This window comes from Sellimonas catena, assembly GCF_027924685.1.
GTDB lineage: Bacteria > Bacillota > Clostridia > Lachnospirales > Lachnospiraceae > Sellimonas > Sellimonas catena.
The window spans coordinates 78,362-95,157 of record NZ_BSBO01000002.1 but is presented as its reverse complement, the minus strand read 5'-3'; the positions used below and the strand labels follow the sequence as shown (position 1 = coordinate 95,157).

14 protein-coding genes are annotated in these 16,796 nt (G+C 43.9%); all 14 read right to left on the bottom strand.

The genetic code is table 11. The features are described 5' to 3' along the window. Positions 1-37 precede the first annotated feature (37 nt). The 14 genes from Selli1_RS01750 to Selli1_RS01685 all read right to left on the bottom strand — a co-directional run bounded on the left by Selli1_RS01750 (position 38) and on the right by Selli1_RS01685 (position 16,774). Entirely contained in the window at positions 38-2,110 is a 2,073-nt protein-coding gene (locus Selli1_RS01750) for a DNA topoisomerase 3 (protein WP_012744292.1), read from the bottom strand. Beyond that, on the bottom strand, positions 2,111-3,541 hold the full coding sequence (locus Selli1_RS01745) for a CD1107 family mobile element protein (RefSeq protein WP_023922641.1): 1,431 nt from the start codon (positions 3,539-3,541) through the stop codon (positions 2,111-2,113). After that, complete coding sequence (locus Selli1_RS01740) at positions 3,495-3,797, bottom strand: DUF4315 family protein (protein WP_023922642.1); 303 nt, start codon at positions 3,795-3,797, stop codon at positions 3,495-3,497. The genes Selli1_RS01745 and Selli1_RS01740 overlap by 47 nt, the downstream gene beginning before the upstream one ends. Positions 3,798-3,839: 42 nt before the next feature. Further along, complete coding sequence (locus tag Selli1_RS01735; RefSeq protein WP_117910154.1) at positions 3,840-6,641, bottom strand: CD1108 family mobile element protein; 2,802 nt, start codon at positions 6,639-6,641, stop codon at positions 3,840-3,842. 18 nt (positions 6,642-6,659) lie between these two features. Further along, positions 6,660-6,770, bottom strand: coding sequence for a hypothetical protein (locus Selli1_RS01730; protein ID WP_008688066.1), 111 nt, complete (start codon positions 6,768-6,770; stop codon positions 6,660-6,662). Positions 6,771-6,786: 16 nt separating this feature from the next. Continuing rightward, entirely contained in the window at positions 6,787-9,243 is a 2,457-nt protein-coding gene (locus Selli1_RS01725) for a VirB4-like conjugal transfer ATPase, CD1110 family (protein ID WP_281872159.1), read from the bottom strand. Further along, positions 9,125-9,589 carry a PrgI family protein gene (locus Selli1_RS01720; protein ID WP_227165427.1) on the bottom strand — a complete coding sequence of 155 codons (465 nt, stop codon included), beginning with the start codon at positions 9,587-9,589 and terminating at the stop codon, positions 9,125-9,127. Before Selli1_RS01720 ends, Selli1_RS01725 begins: the two co-directional genes overlap by 119 nt. A 23-nt stretch (positions 9,590-9,612) precedes the next feature. Next, positions 9,613-10,482 (bottom strand): VirB6/TrbL-like conjugal transfer protein, CD1112 family, encoded by an 870-nt coding sequence (locus tag Selli1_RS01715; protein ID WP_118383792.1) that lies wholly within the window; start codon positions 10,480-10,482, stop codon positions 9,613-9,615. 12 nt (positions 10,483-10,494) lie between these two features. Then, positions 10,495-10,566, bottom strand: coding sequence for a hypothetical protein (locus Selli1_RS01710; RefSeq protein ID WP_255626455.1), 72 nt, complete (start codon positions 10,564-10,566; stop codon positions 10,495-10,497). Between the two features lie 84 nt (positions 10,567-10,650). Beyond that, positions 10,651-12,354, bottom strand: coding sequence for a recombinase family protein (locus Selli1_RS01705; protein WP_117557740.1), 1,704 nt, complete (start codon positions 12,352-12,354; stop codon positions 10,651-10,653). Between the two features lie 26 nt (positions 12,355-12,380). Further along, on the bottom strand, positions 12,381-12,563 hold the full coding sequence (locus Selli1_RS01700) for a hypothetical protein (RefSeq protein ID WP_281872157.1): 183 nt from the start codon (positions 12,561-12,563) through the stop codon (positions 12,381-12,383). A gap of 205 nt (positions 12,564-12,768) precedes the next feature. Beyond that, positions 12,769-14,643, bottom strand: coding sequence for an AAA family ATPase (locus Selli1_RS01695; protein WP_281872156.1), 1,875 nt, complete (start codon positions 14,641-14,643; stop codon positions 12,769-12,771). Between the two features lie 38 nt (positions 14,644-14,681). Continuing rightward, positions 14,682-16,409 (bottom strand): MobQ family relaxase, encoded by a 1,728-nt coding sequence (mobQ, locus tag Selli1_RS01690; RefSeq protein WP_281872155.1) that lies wholly within the window; start codon positions 16,407-16,409, stop codon positions 14,682-14,684. Next, a complete protein-coding gene (locus Selli1_RS01685; protein WP_281872154.1) occupies positions 16,409-16,774 on the bottom strand; it encodes a DUF3847 domain-containing protein in 366 nt (121 codons plus the stop codon). Before Selli1_RS01685 ends, mobQ begins: the two co-directional genes overlap by 1 nt. Positions 16,775-16,796: the final 22 nt, after the last annotated feature.

Below are 16,796 nucleotides of genomic sequence, written 5' to 3'. Positions count from 1 at the left end.
AAAACAGACAGTCCTTAGACTGCCTGCAATACACTACTTATCGTTGTGGAAAAATCAGATTGAACTGTACATTTCCCTCTCCGGGATCAACCATCTCCACAGTTGCTTCGTACTGTCTCCCTGTTTTTCTTGATACCAGATCCTTATAATGGATTTTTCCTTTAGACAGGAACTTCTTTGCTGCCGTCTTATCCATCTTTTTTCCCTGACTCGCAAGGAATTTATCATTCTTCCATAAGGTAAAAGTACAGTTCCGGTCAGAACAGTAAAAGTTTACTTTCCCTTCCTGGACATCTGCTCCACATCGGGGACATTTGCCAATGACTTCTCCTTTTGCCTTTCCCTGAAACTGATTTTTCTTTTCTTCTGAAATTCCCTGATACCTGGCAACCAGTTCCTGCATCAGTTCTGTAATCCCATTTAGGAATTCATCTGCTGTCTCTGTATTCTGGGCAATGTGATTCAATGCCATTTCCCACTCTGCGGTCATCTTCGGAGATTTAATCTCATCTGGCAGAACTGTAATCAATACATTACCATCATCTGTCGGCACCAGATTTTTCTTTTCCCTTTTCACAAAACCAGACTGAATCAGTTTTTCAATGATTGCTGCCCTTGTTGCCGGAGTACCAAGTCCTTTCTTTTCTGTATCTTCGGTCAGTTCTTCATTCCCTGCACGTTCCATCGCAGAAAGCAGGGTATCTTCTGTGTACTGTTTCGGTGGCTGTGTGAAATGCTCCGATACCAAAGAATCACAGGGACCATAATGCTTGCCTGCCCAGATATCCAGCTCCGGCTCTTCTTTCTCAATCTTTACGCCAAAGAACTGTTTCAATTTATTTTCGATCGCCTTGAATCCTTCCTGCTTTGTTTTCTTTGCTGTGAGATAAAACGTATGATAATTGCAGGTGATCTGGCATTTATGGCTTTCATAAATATAAGGATCTGCAGTTGCTGTCAGAACCCTGGCACTGATCAGATACAAAATCTTGCGGTTTCGTTCTTTCAGTTCACCAATATCTGCTTTGGCTACTTCCATGGTTGGGATAATCGCATGGTGATCGGATACTTTCTTTGAATTTAATACCTTACTCACGTCTGGGTGATATTCCAGACCTTCAGCATAAGGCATTTTCCCAAGTAACATCTGAATCAGTGTTTCAGTGCTTTCTCCCATCTCATCTGTCAGATACTGGCTGTCTGTTCTCGGATAAGTGACCAGCTTCTGCTCATACATCTCCTGCACGGCATCCAATGTTTGCTGTGCGGTATAACCAAACATTCTGTTTGCTTCCCTCTGCAGAGTGGTCAAATCATAGAGCTTCGGAGGACGGACCGTTTTTTCTTTCACATCATCCTTTTCCACTTCGCACATACGCTCCATACAGTCCGCAGCCACTCTATCTGCATCTTCTTTTTTCTGAAAATGCTCTGTGACCGCATCCATCTCGTCAAACTTGATATGAGCCATATAATATTTTTCTTTGGTAAATTCCTTGATCTTCTGATTTCGATCCACGATCATGGCAAGTGTTGGTGTCTGTACTCTTCCAACTTTCAGATTCTGGTTATACAGAACGGAAAAAAGACGGCTCGCATTGATTCCCACCAGCCAGTCTGCCTTTGCCCTGCAAAGTGCTGACTGATAGAGACTGTCATAACACGAACCGTCTTTTAATGACGCAAATCCATCTTTAATTGCCTGTTCCTCCATGGAAGAGATCCAGAGCCGCTTCATCGGCTTTTTGCATCCTGCCTGCTCATACACCAGACGGAAGATTAGTTCTCCTTCCCGCCCGGCATCTGTAGCACAGATTACTTCATCTACTTTGGAATCTCGCATCAGTTTTTTCAAGATTCCAAACTGCTTTTTCGTGCCTTCCAATACCCTGTGTTTCCAACATTCCGGCACAATCGGCAGATCTTCATATCTCCATTTTTTATATTTTTCATCGTATTCTGATGCATCACATAATCCAACCAGATGTCCTACGCACCAGGAAACGAGATAACCGTTTCCTTCCACGTAGCCATCTTTTCTTGTTCTGGCTCCAATCACGGAAGCCAGTGCCATCGCAACCGATGGCTTTTCTGCAATCACTAATTTCATTTACTCCTGCTCCTCTTCTTCATCTTCCAGCACAGCATCATCAAAATCCTCGTCTCTCAGGATTTCTGGTTCTATACTTTCTTCCTGCTCATCTGCATCGTCTACTTCCCGCTTTTCAGATTCTGAATCTTCGGATTCATCTTCATCCTCTTCCATCTCATCCTCGTCATCATATTCATGCTTTGGTTTATAGACTTTGAAGTAATATCCTCCTGCCGCAGCTCCTACTGCAACCAGTGCAATCAGAAGATACGTTCCAAATGGACTTTTATCTTCTGGCATCTGGATTTCATCCTCTACCTTATCTTTCTCAGCTGTCTCAGTTGTTTCCGGCTTTTCTTCTTCAGCCTGTTTCTCTGGTTCTGCATAAACAGTATCTACTTCCGGAAGTGTCACGGAATCAGAAAGTGTGAAGTTCATCAGATCTTTCTCGCTGACTTCTGTAAGGAAATACACATTATCCTGAGATTTTGAATTGTCGATGATCAGATAAAAAATCTTACCACTCTTAGTTGAAATGGTATAAAACTCTTTTGTGCCTTCCGTAGCTGTTTTAGTAACAGAATCTGCTGTCTCGCCTTCTTTATTAAGCTGTTCCTCAATACCTGTCACTGTCCGATCATCCACAGTTCCTTTTGCATCTGTTGGCTCAGAAGCTTGTGCATCCTGCGGAAGCGGAGAAGTCGTTGTTTTTTCAGTTCCCGTTGCATCTGCACTGGTCGTAGTTGCCATTGCACCATTGCTGTCACTGGAGGTTTTCTGTTTCTCTGCCTGCTTCTTTGCCCATTCATAATAAGGATTCTGCAACACATACTTTTCAGAAGTATTTCCGGCACCGTCTGTTACCGTAATCTCAATCTGTTTTGTAGTAAAATCTTTCTGTGTCAGTTGCACTCTCAGCATTCCATCCTTCAGATCTGTATAAGTGGTGCCATTAACTGTTACTGCAGTAATCCCGGATACTGTATCATTCCCCTGAATCGTCAGCACACCATCTGTCAGGGAAGCAGAGAGTGTCGGCTTTTCCGTGTCATAACACTTAATAGAACGATTCTGCTCATACACCTTTCCATCACCATCTGTCACACGCACATACACTGTCTGATTTCCTGTGATCGTGATACTTCCGCTTCCAGTTACATCCTGCCAGCTTCCATCTTTTCCTGCTTTTGCTTCAATCTTTGCTATTGAGAAACCTTCCGGCATATGGCTGGCATCTACCGTAACAGCAATGGTTGTTTCTCCCTGTTTCCATCCATCCGGTTTCTCAATCGTGATTGCAGGCGTGGTATTCTCAGCTGCATAAGCAGTCTGTGTCTGGAGCAAAGGTGTTGTCAGGCAAAGAAATGTCGTTGCTGCAAGCAGACTCTTTTTTACCCTGCTTTTAGTATTTGTTCTCTTCTTCTGTTTCATTTTTTCCAGATTCATCATCGGCTTTTATTTCCTCCTTCTGTATTTCTACCCTGCCGGGCAACTCATTTTTCATTTTCTTTTTAAAAGCTTCCAATTCCGGAATACTCATATCCATTGCACGGATAATTCTTACAATTTCCAGATTTTCCGCTTCTGTTTTTGCAATCTCCGCAGCCTTGAACCGCTTTAAGTCTGCTTCATATCTGGCTTTGGATGCTTCCATTTTTTCCTTGGCTTTCTCATAATCCGCCGTTGCTTTTTCAAGACTTTTCATCGCTTCTCCTTTCCGGACGGCTGATGCAGCCGCCCTTTTTTCTTACCATCGTCCAAATCCATAGAAATGGCTCTGCCAGTATGGTGAATTGATGGACGTGTACTGCACCGGATGACCGCAATGGATCATCTGACCATTGCCTACATAGATTCCAATGTGCGTTACCGGAACTCCTGCATCATAAGTGCCTGTAAAAAAGATCAGATCTCCCGGCTGTGCTTCTGACTGAGATACCGGCGTGCAGATGTCATACAGTCCCTGTGCAGTCAATCTTCCTGTATTCCTTACACCAGAGTTTGTCAGGCAGTAACTTACAAATCCAGAACAGTCAAATCCACTTGGAGAATATCCACCCCACACATACGGTGTTCCTAGATATCTCGCTGCTTCGTTCAACAAACGCTGTGCCGCTTCACTGGTGTATTCATTGCCGCCAAAGCCTGCCCCTTCTCCAGTTTCCAGATAAAAGATCGGGTTTAAGCGCTCTCCATTTTTCAGAAGTTCAATATGAAGATGGCTTCCTGTAGAATTTCCAGTATTTCCTACAAGACCAATCTCATCACCTTTCGTGACGGATACACCTGCAGATACACTCCGGCTGCTTAAATGTGCATACCGCAGTTCATAGCCTTTACTGTCCTTGATCACAACATAATTGCCATAGCTGTCGTTATAAGCAGAAGTTGTAACCGTTCCGGTCAGCCCTGCCATTACTTTTGTTCCCTCCGGCGCTCCGATATCCATACCATTATGAAGCTGATTTGCTCCTGAAATTGGATGAATCCGATATCCATAATAACTTGTCACACTGGAATACCAGTTAAAATCAACCGGTGTCGCAAACATCTGTAAATTACCTTTCGTATCGTTATAGGCACTGAACAGTTCTTTCTGGAAAAATCCCAGCCTGTCCTGACAGATCGACATCAGATTTCCGCTGTTTAAGGTGACATTCAGCACATCTACATCTCTTGTCCTGGTCACTTCCACTTCCTGGCTTCCATTATCATCTGCCAGATAGCATTCCCAGGTCTTATGACCATGTGCGGATGCTGCCGCATGACTGTCATAATAGACATCAAACTGTACACCGTATCTTGCGAAAGCTCCGGTATCTTCTACCGTATATTCGACACCATTCATGACCACCTTTGTTCCCATTGGAACAAACGGATTGGAAGCATCTACTGCTAAGGTATGATTGGCTGTTGGATATGCTCCACTGGCAGTCGGTCCTCCACTCCAAATACCACAACAGATTGGACAGTTACAATATCCGCTTGTTACAACCTGTCCCAACGATTCTCCAACTCTTACTGTTGCTGTCTCTGTCACAGTTTCATTGACTGCTTCAGTAGTCAGATGATATTGCTCTGCAAACAATGCATCCAGTTCAGGCTTGACCTGTTCAAAAGTAAACTCCTCATACTTTGCTGACAGATAACTGATTAGGATAAACGGATCATGCTCAATAGGTCCGATGTTATATCGGTATTCCTCATGTCCCGGTTCTTCAGACTCCATGTTGTTAATCCGCTCCTGCAGATTAGCTTCCAGCTGTGTATAATACAGTTCCGCTTCCCGGATTGCTTGATCCGATGACAGATAACTGGTTCCCGTGTAAGTGATCACATTTTGTAAAAACACTGCAGAGCATGACGTGACATTCGTTATAATCAGAAACATCAATCCGATCAGAACTGCCACACTGATATACACCTTCCGGTTTTCTTTAAAGAAGTTGGTGACTTTGCCGCCAATCTTCTTGATATAATCAATCGTACCTTTTGTAGCTGTACCTACGGTCTGTTCACTTCGCTTTGCTTTGGCATAATCCCGTTTGATCTGTTGCTTCTGAATCTGTTTTTTTAGCTTCTTCTGCTCCTGACGGGCTGCCGCCTGTGTCTGTTTCTCTGCCTGTCTCTCCAGTCTGCTTCTCTTTCTGGAAGCCCTCTGTTTCCTTCGTCTGGCACTTCTCTGTTCCAGCCGGTAAATACCTTCGCAGCCTTCTTCCAACTTATGGGCACCTTCTACTGCCGCATTATCGTCTTCATTTTTACTGATCTCACGGTGCAATGCTGCGGAAGTTGCACTTCCTGCTTTCTTAACAACAAAAGCTTTTTCTGTTTTCACAGATTCCCCTTCGCCAAACTTCAGGCGGGATTTCTTCTTTCCAGAACCCTCTCCTTCATTTGCCTGATAAACCTGTGCCTTCTTGGAATGCTGCTTTGCTTCCTTTTTCTTTCTTGCTTCCTCATAAGAAAACTTTTTGGCTTTTTCCTTCTGTTTCTGATGACGGAAATTGACCCCATCCGTATCCATCTGGTTCAATTTCTCCATATCTTTGTCATTTTTCACAGAAGCACCAGTCTCTTCATAAGCAAATTTCAGACGCTGTTTCTGCTTTGGTTTCTTACTTCCACCATTCTTCTTACTCCGGCTGTCTCCTCTGTTTTCTGAAAGATCCGCACGTTTTTCTTTCAGTCTCCCTGACTGGCTGGCTTCGGATTTTTCCGCAAATCTTGATTCTTTTCTGTTCTCAGCACGGATTCTTTTCCGGTTTTGTTGCTTTCTATTTTGTCCAAAATCCTCACTTTGGTTCTCCGTTCGCATCAGTTCCGGTGCATCCCTGGATTTTTGCACAGAGGGACGGATATTTTTCCCACTCCGCTTAGACTGGCGGGGAGACTTATCCACAAGGTTTTCTGCTTTTTCCCCCTGTTTTATTCCCATCTGCACATCACTGGCACGGTTACTGACACGAACAGAAGATTTATCCGTCAGGTTTTCTTCCACCAGACCATCTTTGGTCATCTTCTGGACCTTCTTATCCCTGACTTTCATTCTCTGTTCTGCCACTGATTACTCCTCCTTCTTCGGATACCCTTTCCCTGCCTGTAATAAACAGAGAAAAGCGATGCCAAATACAGCACCGCCACTAAAAGTTAATACATATGAAATTGCTCGTAACATTGTCTTCTCCTTTGATTTAACCTGCTTCGGAAGTTTCCTCCAAGCGGGTTGTCATGATTTTATAGAGGGAATTCTTCGGGAATCTGTCTACGAATGGAATAATGACATTTCCATAGAACAGAAGTCCTTCCCCCTCATTACTGTTGGTTACATAGGACAGCTGGGTTGGTGAGATATTCAGCTGTTTTGCAAGAATCTGCCGGTCACCGGAAGCCTGGTTGAGCATATAAATAAAATCTGAATTTTCAAATATATTCTCTATCTCCCTGGAAGACAACAAATCCTTAATATTCTGGGTGATACCAGTTGGAATACCACCCCATTTACGAAATCTCTTCCAGATTTCCACACTATAAGCTGCAGTCTGCTCTTCCTTCAAAAGAAGATGGAACTCATCCACATAGTATCTGGTGGACTTATGGGCAGAACGGTTCATCGTTACCCTGTTCCAGACCTGATCCTGGATTACGAGCATCCCAATCTTTTTCAGCTGTTTGCCAAGTTCTTTGATGTCAAAGCAGACAATACGGTTATTGATATCCACGTTCGTCTGATGGTTAAATACATTCAAAGAACCTGTAACATAGATCTCCAATGAAGTGGCCAGTCGCTGTGCTTCTGGCTCTTCCTGTTTTCTCAGAAGGTTGTATAAGTCCTCCAGGATTGGCATCTTCTCCGGTATTGGATCGGCAAGGTATTCCTGATATACTAACCGAACACAACGGTCAATAATCGTTTTTTCTACTGGCTCCAGTCCATTCTTTCCACCAACAATCAACTCACACAGAGATAAAATAAAATCTGCTTTTAATGACAGCGGATTATCTTCCTCGGAATAATTCAGGTTCAGATCCATCGGATTGATATACTGGTCAGATACCGGAGAAACCCGTACCACCTGTCCGTGCAGTGCCTGCACAAGTGCCGAATATTCGGCTTCTGGATCGCAGACGATGATATCATCTTCTGTGATCAGGAAGCAGTTTGTAATTTCTCTCTTTGCTGAGAAGGACTTACCGGAACCTGGTGTACCAAGAATCAGTCCATTCGGGTTCTTCAGACGTTTCCGATCAACCATAATCATGTTGTTGGATAATGCATTCAGTCCATAATAAAGAGCCTCCCCTTCCTGAAACAGTTCCTGTGTCGTAAACGGCACGAAGATCGCTGTTGAAGATGTGGTAAGCCCTCTTTGAATTTCAATCCGATTGACTCCCAGCGGAATACAGGACATGAGTGCTGCTTCCTGCTGATAATCCAGCTGTTTTAAGGAACAGTTATATTTCTGTGCGATTCCCTGCACCTGGAAAATATTGTTATCCAGCTTCTGACGCTTCTTTGCGGTATTCATTACCAGAACCGTCACGAGGAACATTCTCTCATTTCTGGACTGCAGATCTTCCAGCAGGTTTTTCGCCTCTTCTCCATAAGTCACAAGGTCCGACGGAAGCACGTCCATATCATAACCGGAACGTACTGCTCGCTTCTGCTCTTCAATCTTCATCTTATCCAAATCTGAAATCTTACTCTTGATCATCTTGATCGCAGAACTCTGGTCAATGGACTGGATATGAATGTTGACATTGATGCTGTCATCCACATCCAGGAAGTCTGCAAGCATCCGGTCTGTAAGCTCTGGTGCCAAAATCTGCAGATAACTCACACTTCCCATCGTTCTTCCCATCAAAAATGTCTGATTCTTGGAAAAGTTAAAGGAAGTCGGTGCAATAAAATCTTTGGTCTTTAATCCTGTTTCTGGAAGCATCTTATACTGGAACTTAAATGGTTCAATCCGATCCTGGTTGAACACATGATACATAATCTCCAGCCTTTCCAAACCATTCAAGGAATGTGCCTGTGCTCCCAGGACCTTAAAGTTATTTAAGATATCTGTTTCGATTCTTTCAAGCCTTGGCCTTGCCGCCTTCAGGCTTTCTGCTTCGATTCCAAAAGTAATATACTTTGTCTTCACCAGACCATTATTTCCTTTGGAAAGCTGATTTTTCAGCATAGTACGATACTCTTCACGAATGGCATTGAAGTCATCGTTCTGATCCGGAATATCAATACTTTTTTCAAATTCTGCCACATCCACCTGCTGATTGATGAAGGACAGCTGCACACTGATGGAAGAATCAAAGTAATTTAAGAAATCACAGTAATTCTCAAATATCGTGGTCTTATCCTCGTTTAAAGCAAGCTGATAATTGATGTCGTAAAACTGAATCGTCTTGGAGAAAAAGGTCTTTGTCACCTGGCAGATACCATCCTGCAACATCCGAATATACGGAATACTCTGCTGTGCAGTTGTAGGAATGCTTTTCTGTTTCCTGCGGTCCCGTTCCTGTTTCTTCTTACGCTTTTCCTGTTCTCTTTCTTTTCTGCTTTTTTTGTTTCTTCTTTCCTGACGGTTTCTTTTTTCCGCCAGGGACAGACGCTCCTGCTGAGTCTCCTGCTTTGTCTTTTTTGCCATCCAGCACACCCTCCTTTTTTACAAGGGTGGAAATCTCCTGATAAAAATTTTCTGTCTTATATGGTCTTACTGCCGGACAGATAAACTTCTGTCGAATGATATTTGCCACCACTTTTTCAAAGGGAAGTCCGTCTTTTTCATACATTGCCATGAAGAAAAACGGAAGCATGATCGTTACCATCAAAATGGCAGCAATACTGGAACCGATTGGTTTTCTCATGAACAGATAAAACGGAATTCCCACAACTGCGGCAAGTGAAAAGAAAATCAGCTGCCGCTTTGTCAGATTTAATGCTACTTTTGTTTTGACCTTGGTAAGGTCTTTTGGTACTGGTACATACGCCATGGTATGCGCTCCTTTCCTGCCCGCTAGTGGGCATTGAATATAGATTTGCTAAGGCTTCCGGTCTTGAATAATGAAAATGCAAGAATCACGGTATAAGCCGCTACTGAAAACATAGCTGCATGAAGATCACTGGATATGGTCATTGCATTTACTAAAACTGCATAAATTCCCACACAGACCATCATGAAGAATCCCTGAAATGCCAGTGCGAACAAGCCTTTTAAATAGTTGTTTCCGATATTGCCCCATTCCTTATTGGTCATGGTGGCAAACGGAATTGGTGCTATGGAAGTATAAAGGTAAATTTCTATCATTCTTCCGAACAAGATTACCGTAATGATAATTGACAGAATGTGCATGGTAACACTGATCAACATCGTTTCCATGGATAGCAGGAACAAATCCCCTAACTCCATATCCTCCAGGGCATCCACAATCCGTGAAATTGCTTCTGTTGCATCCACCGCAGTGTTTCCTGATATCACCCCGGCGGCATTGTTGACCACATGCTGGCCAACATCAAAGACCGCCATCGTGATATTGAACGTATTTGTCACCAGATAAATGGCTACATACGCTTTGAAGATCCAGAGGAAAATGTTATAAGTCTCAAATTCATGGAAATTGTTTTTCTGTGTTACCATCGTGATCAATTCATAGCACAGGACAAAGGTGATGATCAGTCCCGCAATGGGGACAATCACCGTTTGGGATATATTCTGAATCAGATTAAAAATCCCTGCATTCCATCCCTGCGGTGTCTGTCCCACCTGCCCGGCTATGGTTCCCACCTGCTCATTGACAGACGTGAACATGTTATCCAAACATGACTTGATAAGTCCAATCAGGATATCCTTTATCGCTTCCGTAATTCTCTCAATGATGGTGTTCATCTACCACTCCTCTTAAGAGAACAATGTTGCCAGCTGTGGAATCAGGGTAGTTCCCAGCAGCATGATTCCGGCACCAGCCATCAGCTGTTTTATGTCTTTTATGAGAAAATATTGGCTCGAAATGAGCCTTGAAAAGATTAAAATAGATTAAATTTTGATAGATTTTTCTTATTTATGGGAGCCGGAACCTCTTTCGATGGTTCCAAGCTCCGGTATTGGTTTTAAATTGAAATGAATTTCCATTGTGACCGTTTCAGGAGTTCGGCGGTAATTCTCTGTTCCGTCTTTCTCCTGTGGTTCTGAGATAACGATTTTACTGATCAGCCGGTTCAAAAGATTGGCATCCAGTTCTTTAATGTCCACATACTCGCTGATATCCTCGTTCCACTGCTGTGACTGTGCATCCAGTTTTTCTTCTGTATTCAGCACATTCTGGTTCTGGGAAAGTTCCTTTTTGATGTCTGCCTGCTCTTTCTGTGTCTTCTCCAACATCTTATCAAAAACAGATTCTGTAATCTTGTCATTGATCAGATCGTCATACAGTTTTGCAATCAACCGGTCTAATGTCTCCAGGCGGTCTTTCTGTTTTGATACCAGCTTCTCCAGACTGTCTCTGTGTCCCTGTGTATCTTCTTCGCATAACTCCTTCACTCGATTTTCCAGTTCTGTTCCATCTCCGGTGACTGCTTTTGCACATTCCTGGATTCTGGTAAGAACTGCATCATACAAATCATCAGCGTCCACCCGGTGCTGGGTGCAGTGTGCTTTTCCCTTATGAATATAAGTGGAACAGGTATAAACTTCATGCTGATCTTTGGTATGCGTCTTCTTTAATGTTAATGCACCGCCACACTCTGCACAACGGAGTAAACCGGCAAACATACTGTATTCTCCCTGTTCTGTCTGGCGTTTCCTGCCTTTCATCTTCGCCTGCACCAGAGCAAATACATCCTGTGGAATGATTGCTTCATGGGTATCCCTGACTGTAATCCAATCCTCCGGTGCTTTATCTCCCTGATTGCCAATCTTAAAACGGTAGTACCGTTTCTGGGAAGCCATGTCTCCACAGTAAACGGGATTCATCAGCAGGGATTTCAGATAGGATTCATCCCATACATATTTCCCATTCTCCGGATCTTTCTTTTCCCATTTGGTGTAGTAAGTGCGAAGTCCCCGTTTCCTGTGCCACCAGGTAGGGCATGGAATCTGCTGGCGTTCCAGTTCTCTGGATATGAAGTTGATTCCATGACCATCCACCGCCCACTGAAAAATTTTCCGGACAATCGGTGCTGTCTCCTCATCAATCAGAAGATGTCCCTTTTCCTCCGGGTCTTTCTGATATCCCAATGGTGGAACAACGCCTGTAAACTTCCCCTTGGTTGCCTGCAGGTGGTAGGAAGCATGAACTTTCTTGGAAATATCCCTGGAATACATCTCATTCAGCACGTTCTTGAACGGAGCAATCTCATTATCTCCGTCAAAGGTATCTACATTATCATACAATGCGATATACCTTACGCCATGCTTCGGGAAAAATTCCTCCATCAGAAATCCGGTCTGCACATGGTTACGTCCTAGACGGCTCTGATCCTTCGTGATCACAAGGTTTACCAGACCTTTCTCGCAGGCTTTGAGAAGTCTCTGCAAATCCGGGCGGTCAGTGTTCAGACCTGTATAACCGTCATCCTGAAAAACATCCACGACCTGCCATCCCTGCGACTGGCAATAATTCACAAGAATATCCCTCTGGTTGGAAATACTGGCACTCTCGCCTGTCAGCTCGTCATCCTTGGAAAGTCGGCAGTATACGCCAACTCTCCATGTTGCATTTCTGTCTGTATTGCTGTTTTGATTTATATATCTGTTGTTCATCTGATACCTCCGCTACTTTGCACATCCTACGCAGATTTCAGATTACTGAGCTCATAATCATTATACTGCTTATCTTTCATTATTGCAAGTTTATCTTTTGTTTTCGTGTCACGTATTTTCTGTGCAATCACCTCGGCAAATACTTCTTTTGCGTCCTGATTACCGTCAAAATACACTTTGATATTGATGATTTTCTTCTTCGCTGCCATTGTAAAACCTCCGTTTTTTGCAAAAAAAGAGCAGCTAATCCATTTTTCAGATTAACTGCCCAGACTGTTGGTTGCATTTTTTTATTTTCGTATGGATACCTACTGTTTTCGTTCGATTGCCTTGCACTGGCAGACGGCAGGCGGCAGATAGGGTATCTATAAAGACTGCCGTCCGCTCTCAAATCCTGCCGTCACCTATTTCTTTTTATTTTCTTAATCGAATGGTATTTTCCTGCTTTTCATTCATCTGATAATCCAGTTCTTCTTTCATCCGGCTTCTGGCTTCACGCATGGTTCTCTGGGAGATTCCCTGTACTTTTGCCTTTTCATCCAGTTCCCGGATTGTAACGGCATTTCCGTCTGCAAGAAGTTCATAAATCAGTTTCGTTCCCCGTTGCAGCTTTGTTTCTGTCGGCTTTCCTTCCTTTCCATCCAGAAGATCATCGGCAGAAATCTCATAAGCTCCCACCCATCGGAAGCCTTCTTCATCTCCAAGTTTAAATGCCATAGTCTCACCCGGAGGTGCAAGGGAACTTTTCTCATGGATCAGTACTCTTGTTGTCGGATCTTTCTTTACTTTTCCGATGAAAAGCAGGCTCCTCACTGCCGCCATGATGTCAATGGAACCAAGTCCCCGGTAGGTGCTCTGTGTCCCGGAAGATTTGTTCAGATGTCCGATCAGCACAATGGCACAGCCTGTCTGCTCTGCGATCATCCCTAGTTTCCGGAATACCGGACGAACTTCATTTGCCCGGTTCATATCCACATCTGCACCGATAAAAGCCTGTACTGGATCAATGATTAAAAGTCTGACCTGATTCTGACGGATAGCCTTTTCAATACGGTCATCGGATAATGTCAGTGCTTCCTCTGTATCATCAATGACCATAACCCGGCTCAGGTCGGCACCTGCTTCTACCAGTCTCGGCTTGATCGTATCTCCCATGCCATCTTCGGCGGTCTGATAGATCACATTGAAAGGTTCAATTTCTTCCATATTCGGGAAAGTCTTCCGGTTCGTGCAGGTTGCGGTCAGCATCATGGCAAAATAAGTTTTTCCCTCTCCCGGATTACCCTGAATAATTGTCAGCTTTCCAAATGGCAGATAGGGAAACCACAGCCATTCTACACTGGTCTGTTCAATATCTTCGTAACACAGCATCGGCACCAGTGCTTCCTTCTCCGGTGCTTTCATTGTAACTGTTTCTGCGATTGCTTTCTTCCTGTCTACATTTTTATCACAGAGGATTTCATTCCAGTCCTTTCGGGACGGTTTCAGACGGACGACACTGTATCCGTCCGGGATTTCTTCTGCCAGTTTCTCACAGGCTTCATTCCCTGCCCGGTCATTATCCAGACACAGGAATACAGAAGTAATCTGAGGGCGTTCAGAAAGAAAAGCCATCAGTGCCGCACTGGAAATGCCACCCAGACTCAGGTAGCTCCGCTTTTTCCAGTCTTTGGGAAATAATTGTATAAAAGAAAGCAAATCAATGGCTGCTTCAAACACAAACAACTGAGTATCCGTCCCTCTGTGACAGAATCCGCAAGATTTATCAGATCCAGCCACATCTCCCCTGTATTTTATTTCACTTGTTCCCCTGCAATGGGCATATCTAGGAATACCGTCTGCATCTCTGCCAACAAACACCACATTATGGTGCTTCTTTTCTTCATAAACATCCCCACTGCTGATCCATTCCTCCACCAGATTCTTTTCAATCCCTCTGTTTTCTGTCAGATATCTGATGATTCTATCATTATTCTCCTCTTTCTCTGGTAAACGAAAGTCAGGGGACGGGGCGGGGCAGGTACTGTTCCTGCCTTCGCCTTCCTCCCCGATCAGCTTTTTAACTGCTTCCGGAAATGTAGCGTTGTAAAATTCCATCACAAAATCCACCGGATAGCCGCCCCTGCCCTGGCTGTGCCGGTACCACCGGTTTCCGGATACCGTTACACTGTCATGCTTTTTCCAGCGGTATTCCCTGCCACTTTTCACCAACTGTTCCCCCTGTGCGTTCAGAAAAGAAACAAGATTGGTCTGGTTGGCTCTTGTAATCTGTTCTTCTGTATACTGCATTTTTATCATCCTTTCCCATCTGTCCTGCTGACAGACTGTTATAAATTCATCTCATGGTTCCGTTTTTTCTTCACTGCCTGTTGTTTTGCATCACGCTCTGCACACTCTTTCTTCTTTTCATCCAGTTTTCTCAGAAGAGAAGTCTTCTTTTCTGGCTTCTGCTCCGACTGCTTCACCGGCTGTTGCTCTGCCTTCCCATTTTCTTCAAGAATACCTTCCGTCTGAACTCCATGAAATACCGGGAAATTCACCTGCTTCTCCCTTTTTTCTTCTGAACGCCCGGAAGTATCTGCTTCTGCCATTTCCCGGTCACGTCTGGCAATGTCCGCACAGCTCTGTACCTTTTTTACAAACGCAAGTTCCTCCTGATACGGCTGATTATCTGCTTTCAGCTCTTCGATCACCGCCTGGAGTTCTTCTTTCTCCCGTTTCCATCTGGCAGTAGGCACCTTTCCATTTTGATCCAGATGTTGTTTCAGTTCCCGTTCACATTTGCGGTAATAATTGATTTCTTTTTTGTGCTGCTGATAGTATTTCTCCCGTCTTTTCTGAAAATAGAAACGATTATACTCATCAATCAATGGCTGGTTTGTTTTTATTACCTCTGCCATCTTTTCCAGATTCTCCAGTTCCTTTAACTGTTTCCGCTTTTCAGAAATTTCTTTTTTGCTGACAGAAACAACACCGTTCAGTTCCTCAATCCGTTCCTGCAAGTCATCCATCGTCTCTATCTGATGGGTCTGAAGATAATTGATGGATTTTGAAAACTCCTGTAAATTGGAGAGATTCTTCCCTCTTCGTTTCATTTCCTCATAGAAATTTGGAAGTGACGGTCTGCCCTGTGTCTTCTTATCATAATAATCCTGCAAACTCTCCAGAAGTGTAGGGTTCTGCCTACGATCCAGCTCTGCTTTCATTTCCTCATAAGCTGTCTTCATCCACTGAATGGATTCTTTCAGGGAAATGAACATCTGGTTGAACTGCCGGATTGCCCGGTTCAATTCTCCAATAACTGTTTTGATTCCCTTTTTCTCCATTGCCCGGACTTCATATCCCTCATGGATGGTCGGGATCAGTTCAATCCCCTGTTCTTTGTAGGAACGGTGGTCGATTCTGGCTGCCATGTGACATTCCCGGAATTTCCCATTTACTTTCTCTGTCCATGCTCTCCGCCACTCCTTTAAAAGCTCCGGATCATTCCAACCGGTAGTAGAAACAGCATTGAACATATCTTTTCCTTTCGCATCCTTCACCCGGTTTCCATCCTCATCAAGAATATATTCCCGTCTCTGTTTATTGCCCCAGATTCCTTCCTCTGTAAAAGGACGGATTGGGGCAAGCACATGGAAATGGGGATTATCCGGCTCTTCTTCATTATCCGATTTTCCCTCATGGACTGCCAGATCCACGATCATGCCACGTGCCACAAACTGCTCCTGGCAGAACTCTTTCGCCAGTCTTATATTTTCCTCAAGTGTCAATTCATTCTGCAGGGCAATGTCAAACGAATAGGCAAGCTGCGCCTTGTTGTTCCTTTCCACATGCTCCACCTCGTTCCAGAGGGTTTCCCTGTCAGTCAGACGCTCCGGCACATACTCCGGTGTCAGGATTTCTGTAAATATCACACCCGATTTGCTTGTATAATCGTGTATCTTGTTGTAATAACTGTCAAAAATCCTTTGCCCGGAAATATAGGCTGCGGAAGCGACCACCATCTGTCCTTTCCCTCTGGATACATGTCTTACTGAAAAATGATACAGTGCCATTAGCTGTCATCTCCCTTCTCTGTTTTTTTAACTGCTTCGGCAATCTCTTGTCTGTCTTTTTGTGAAGCAGCTATATAATTCTGCCGCACAACACTCTTGTTGTAACTGCTGTTACGCATCTGGTTCATTACCTCCTGAAATTCTTCCTGTTCCAGATCTCTTGACAATGGAAACGCTTTCTCAAACTCTGCCCCTTTGACAATCAGCCGGTGGGAACGTTCTCTGCGTTCCACCACCTTTTTCCTCTGCTCCAGAAGGTTTTTGTTGTGGATCGCAACTTCCAGTTCCTGTCTGCTCTTTTCCATATTTGCCTTTAATTCTTCCAGCGACATGGATTCGTATTTCGGATTTTTTACTCTGCCCACTCTGTCGTCCTCCTTCTTTTCT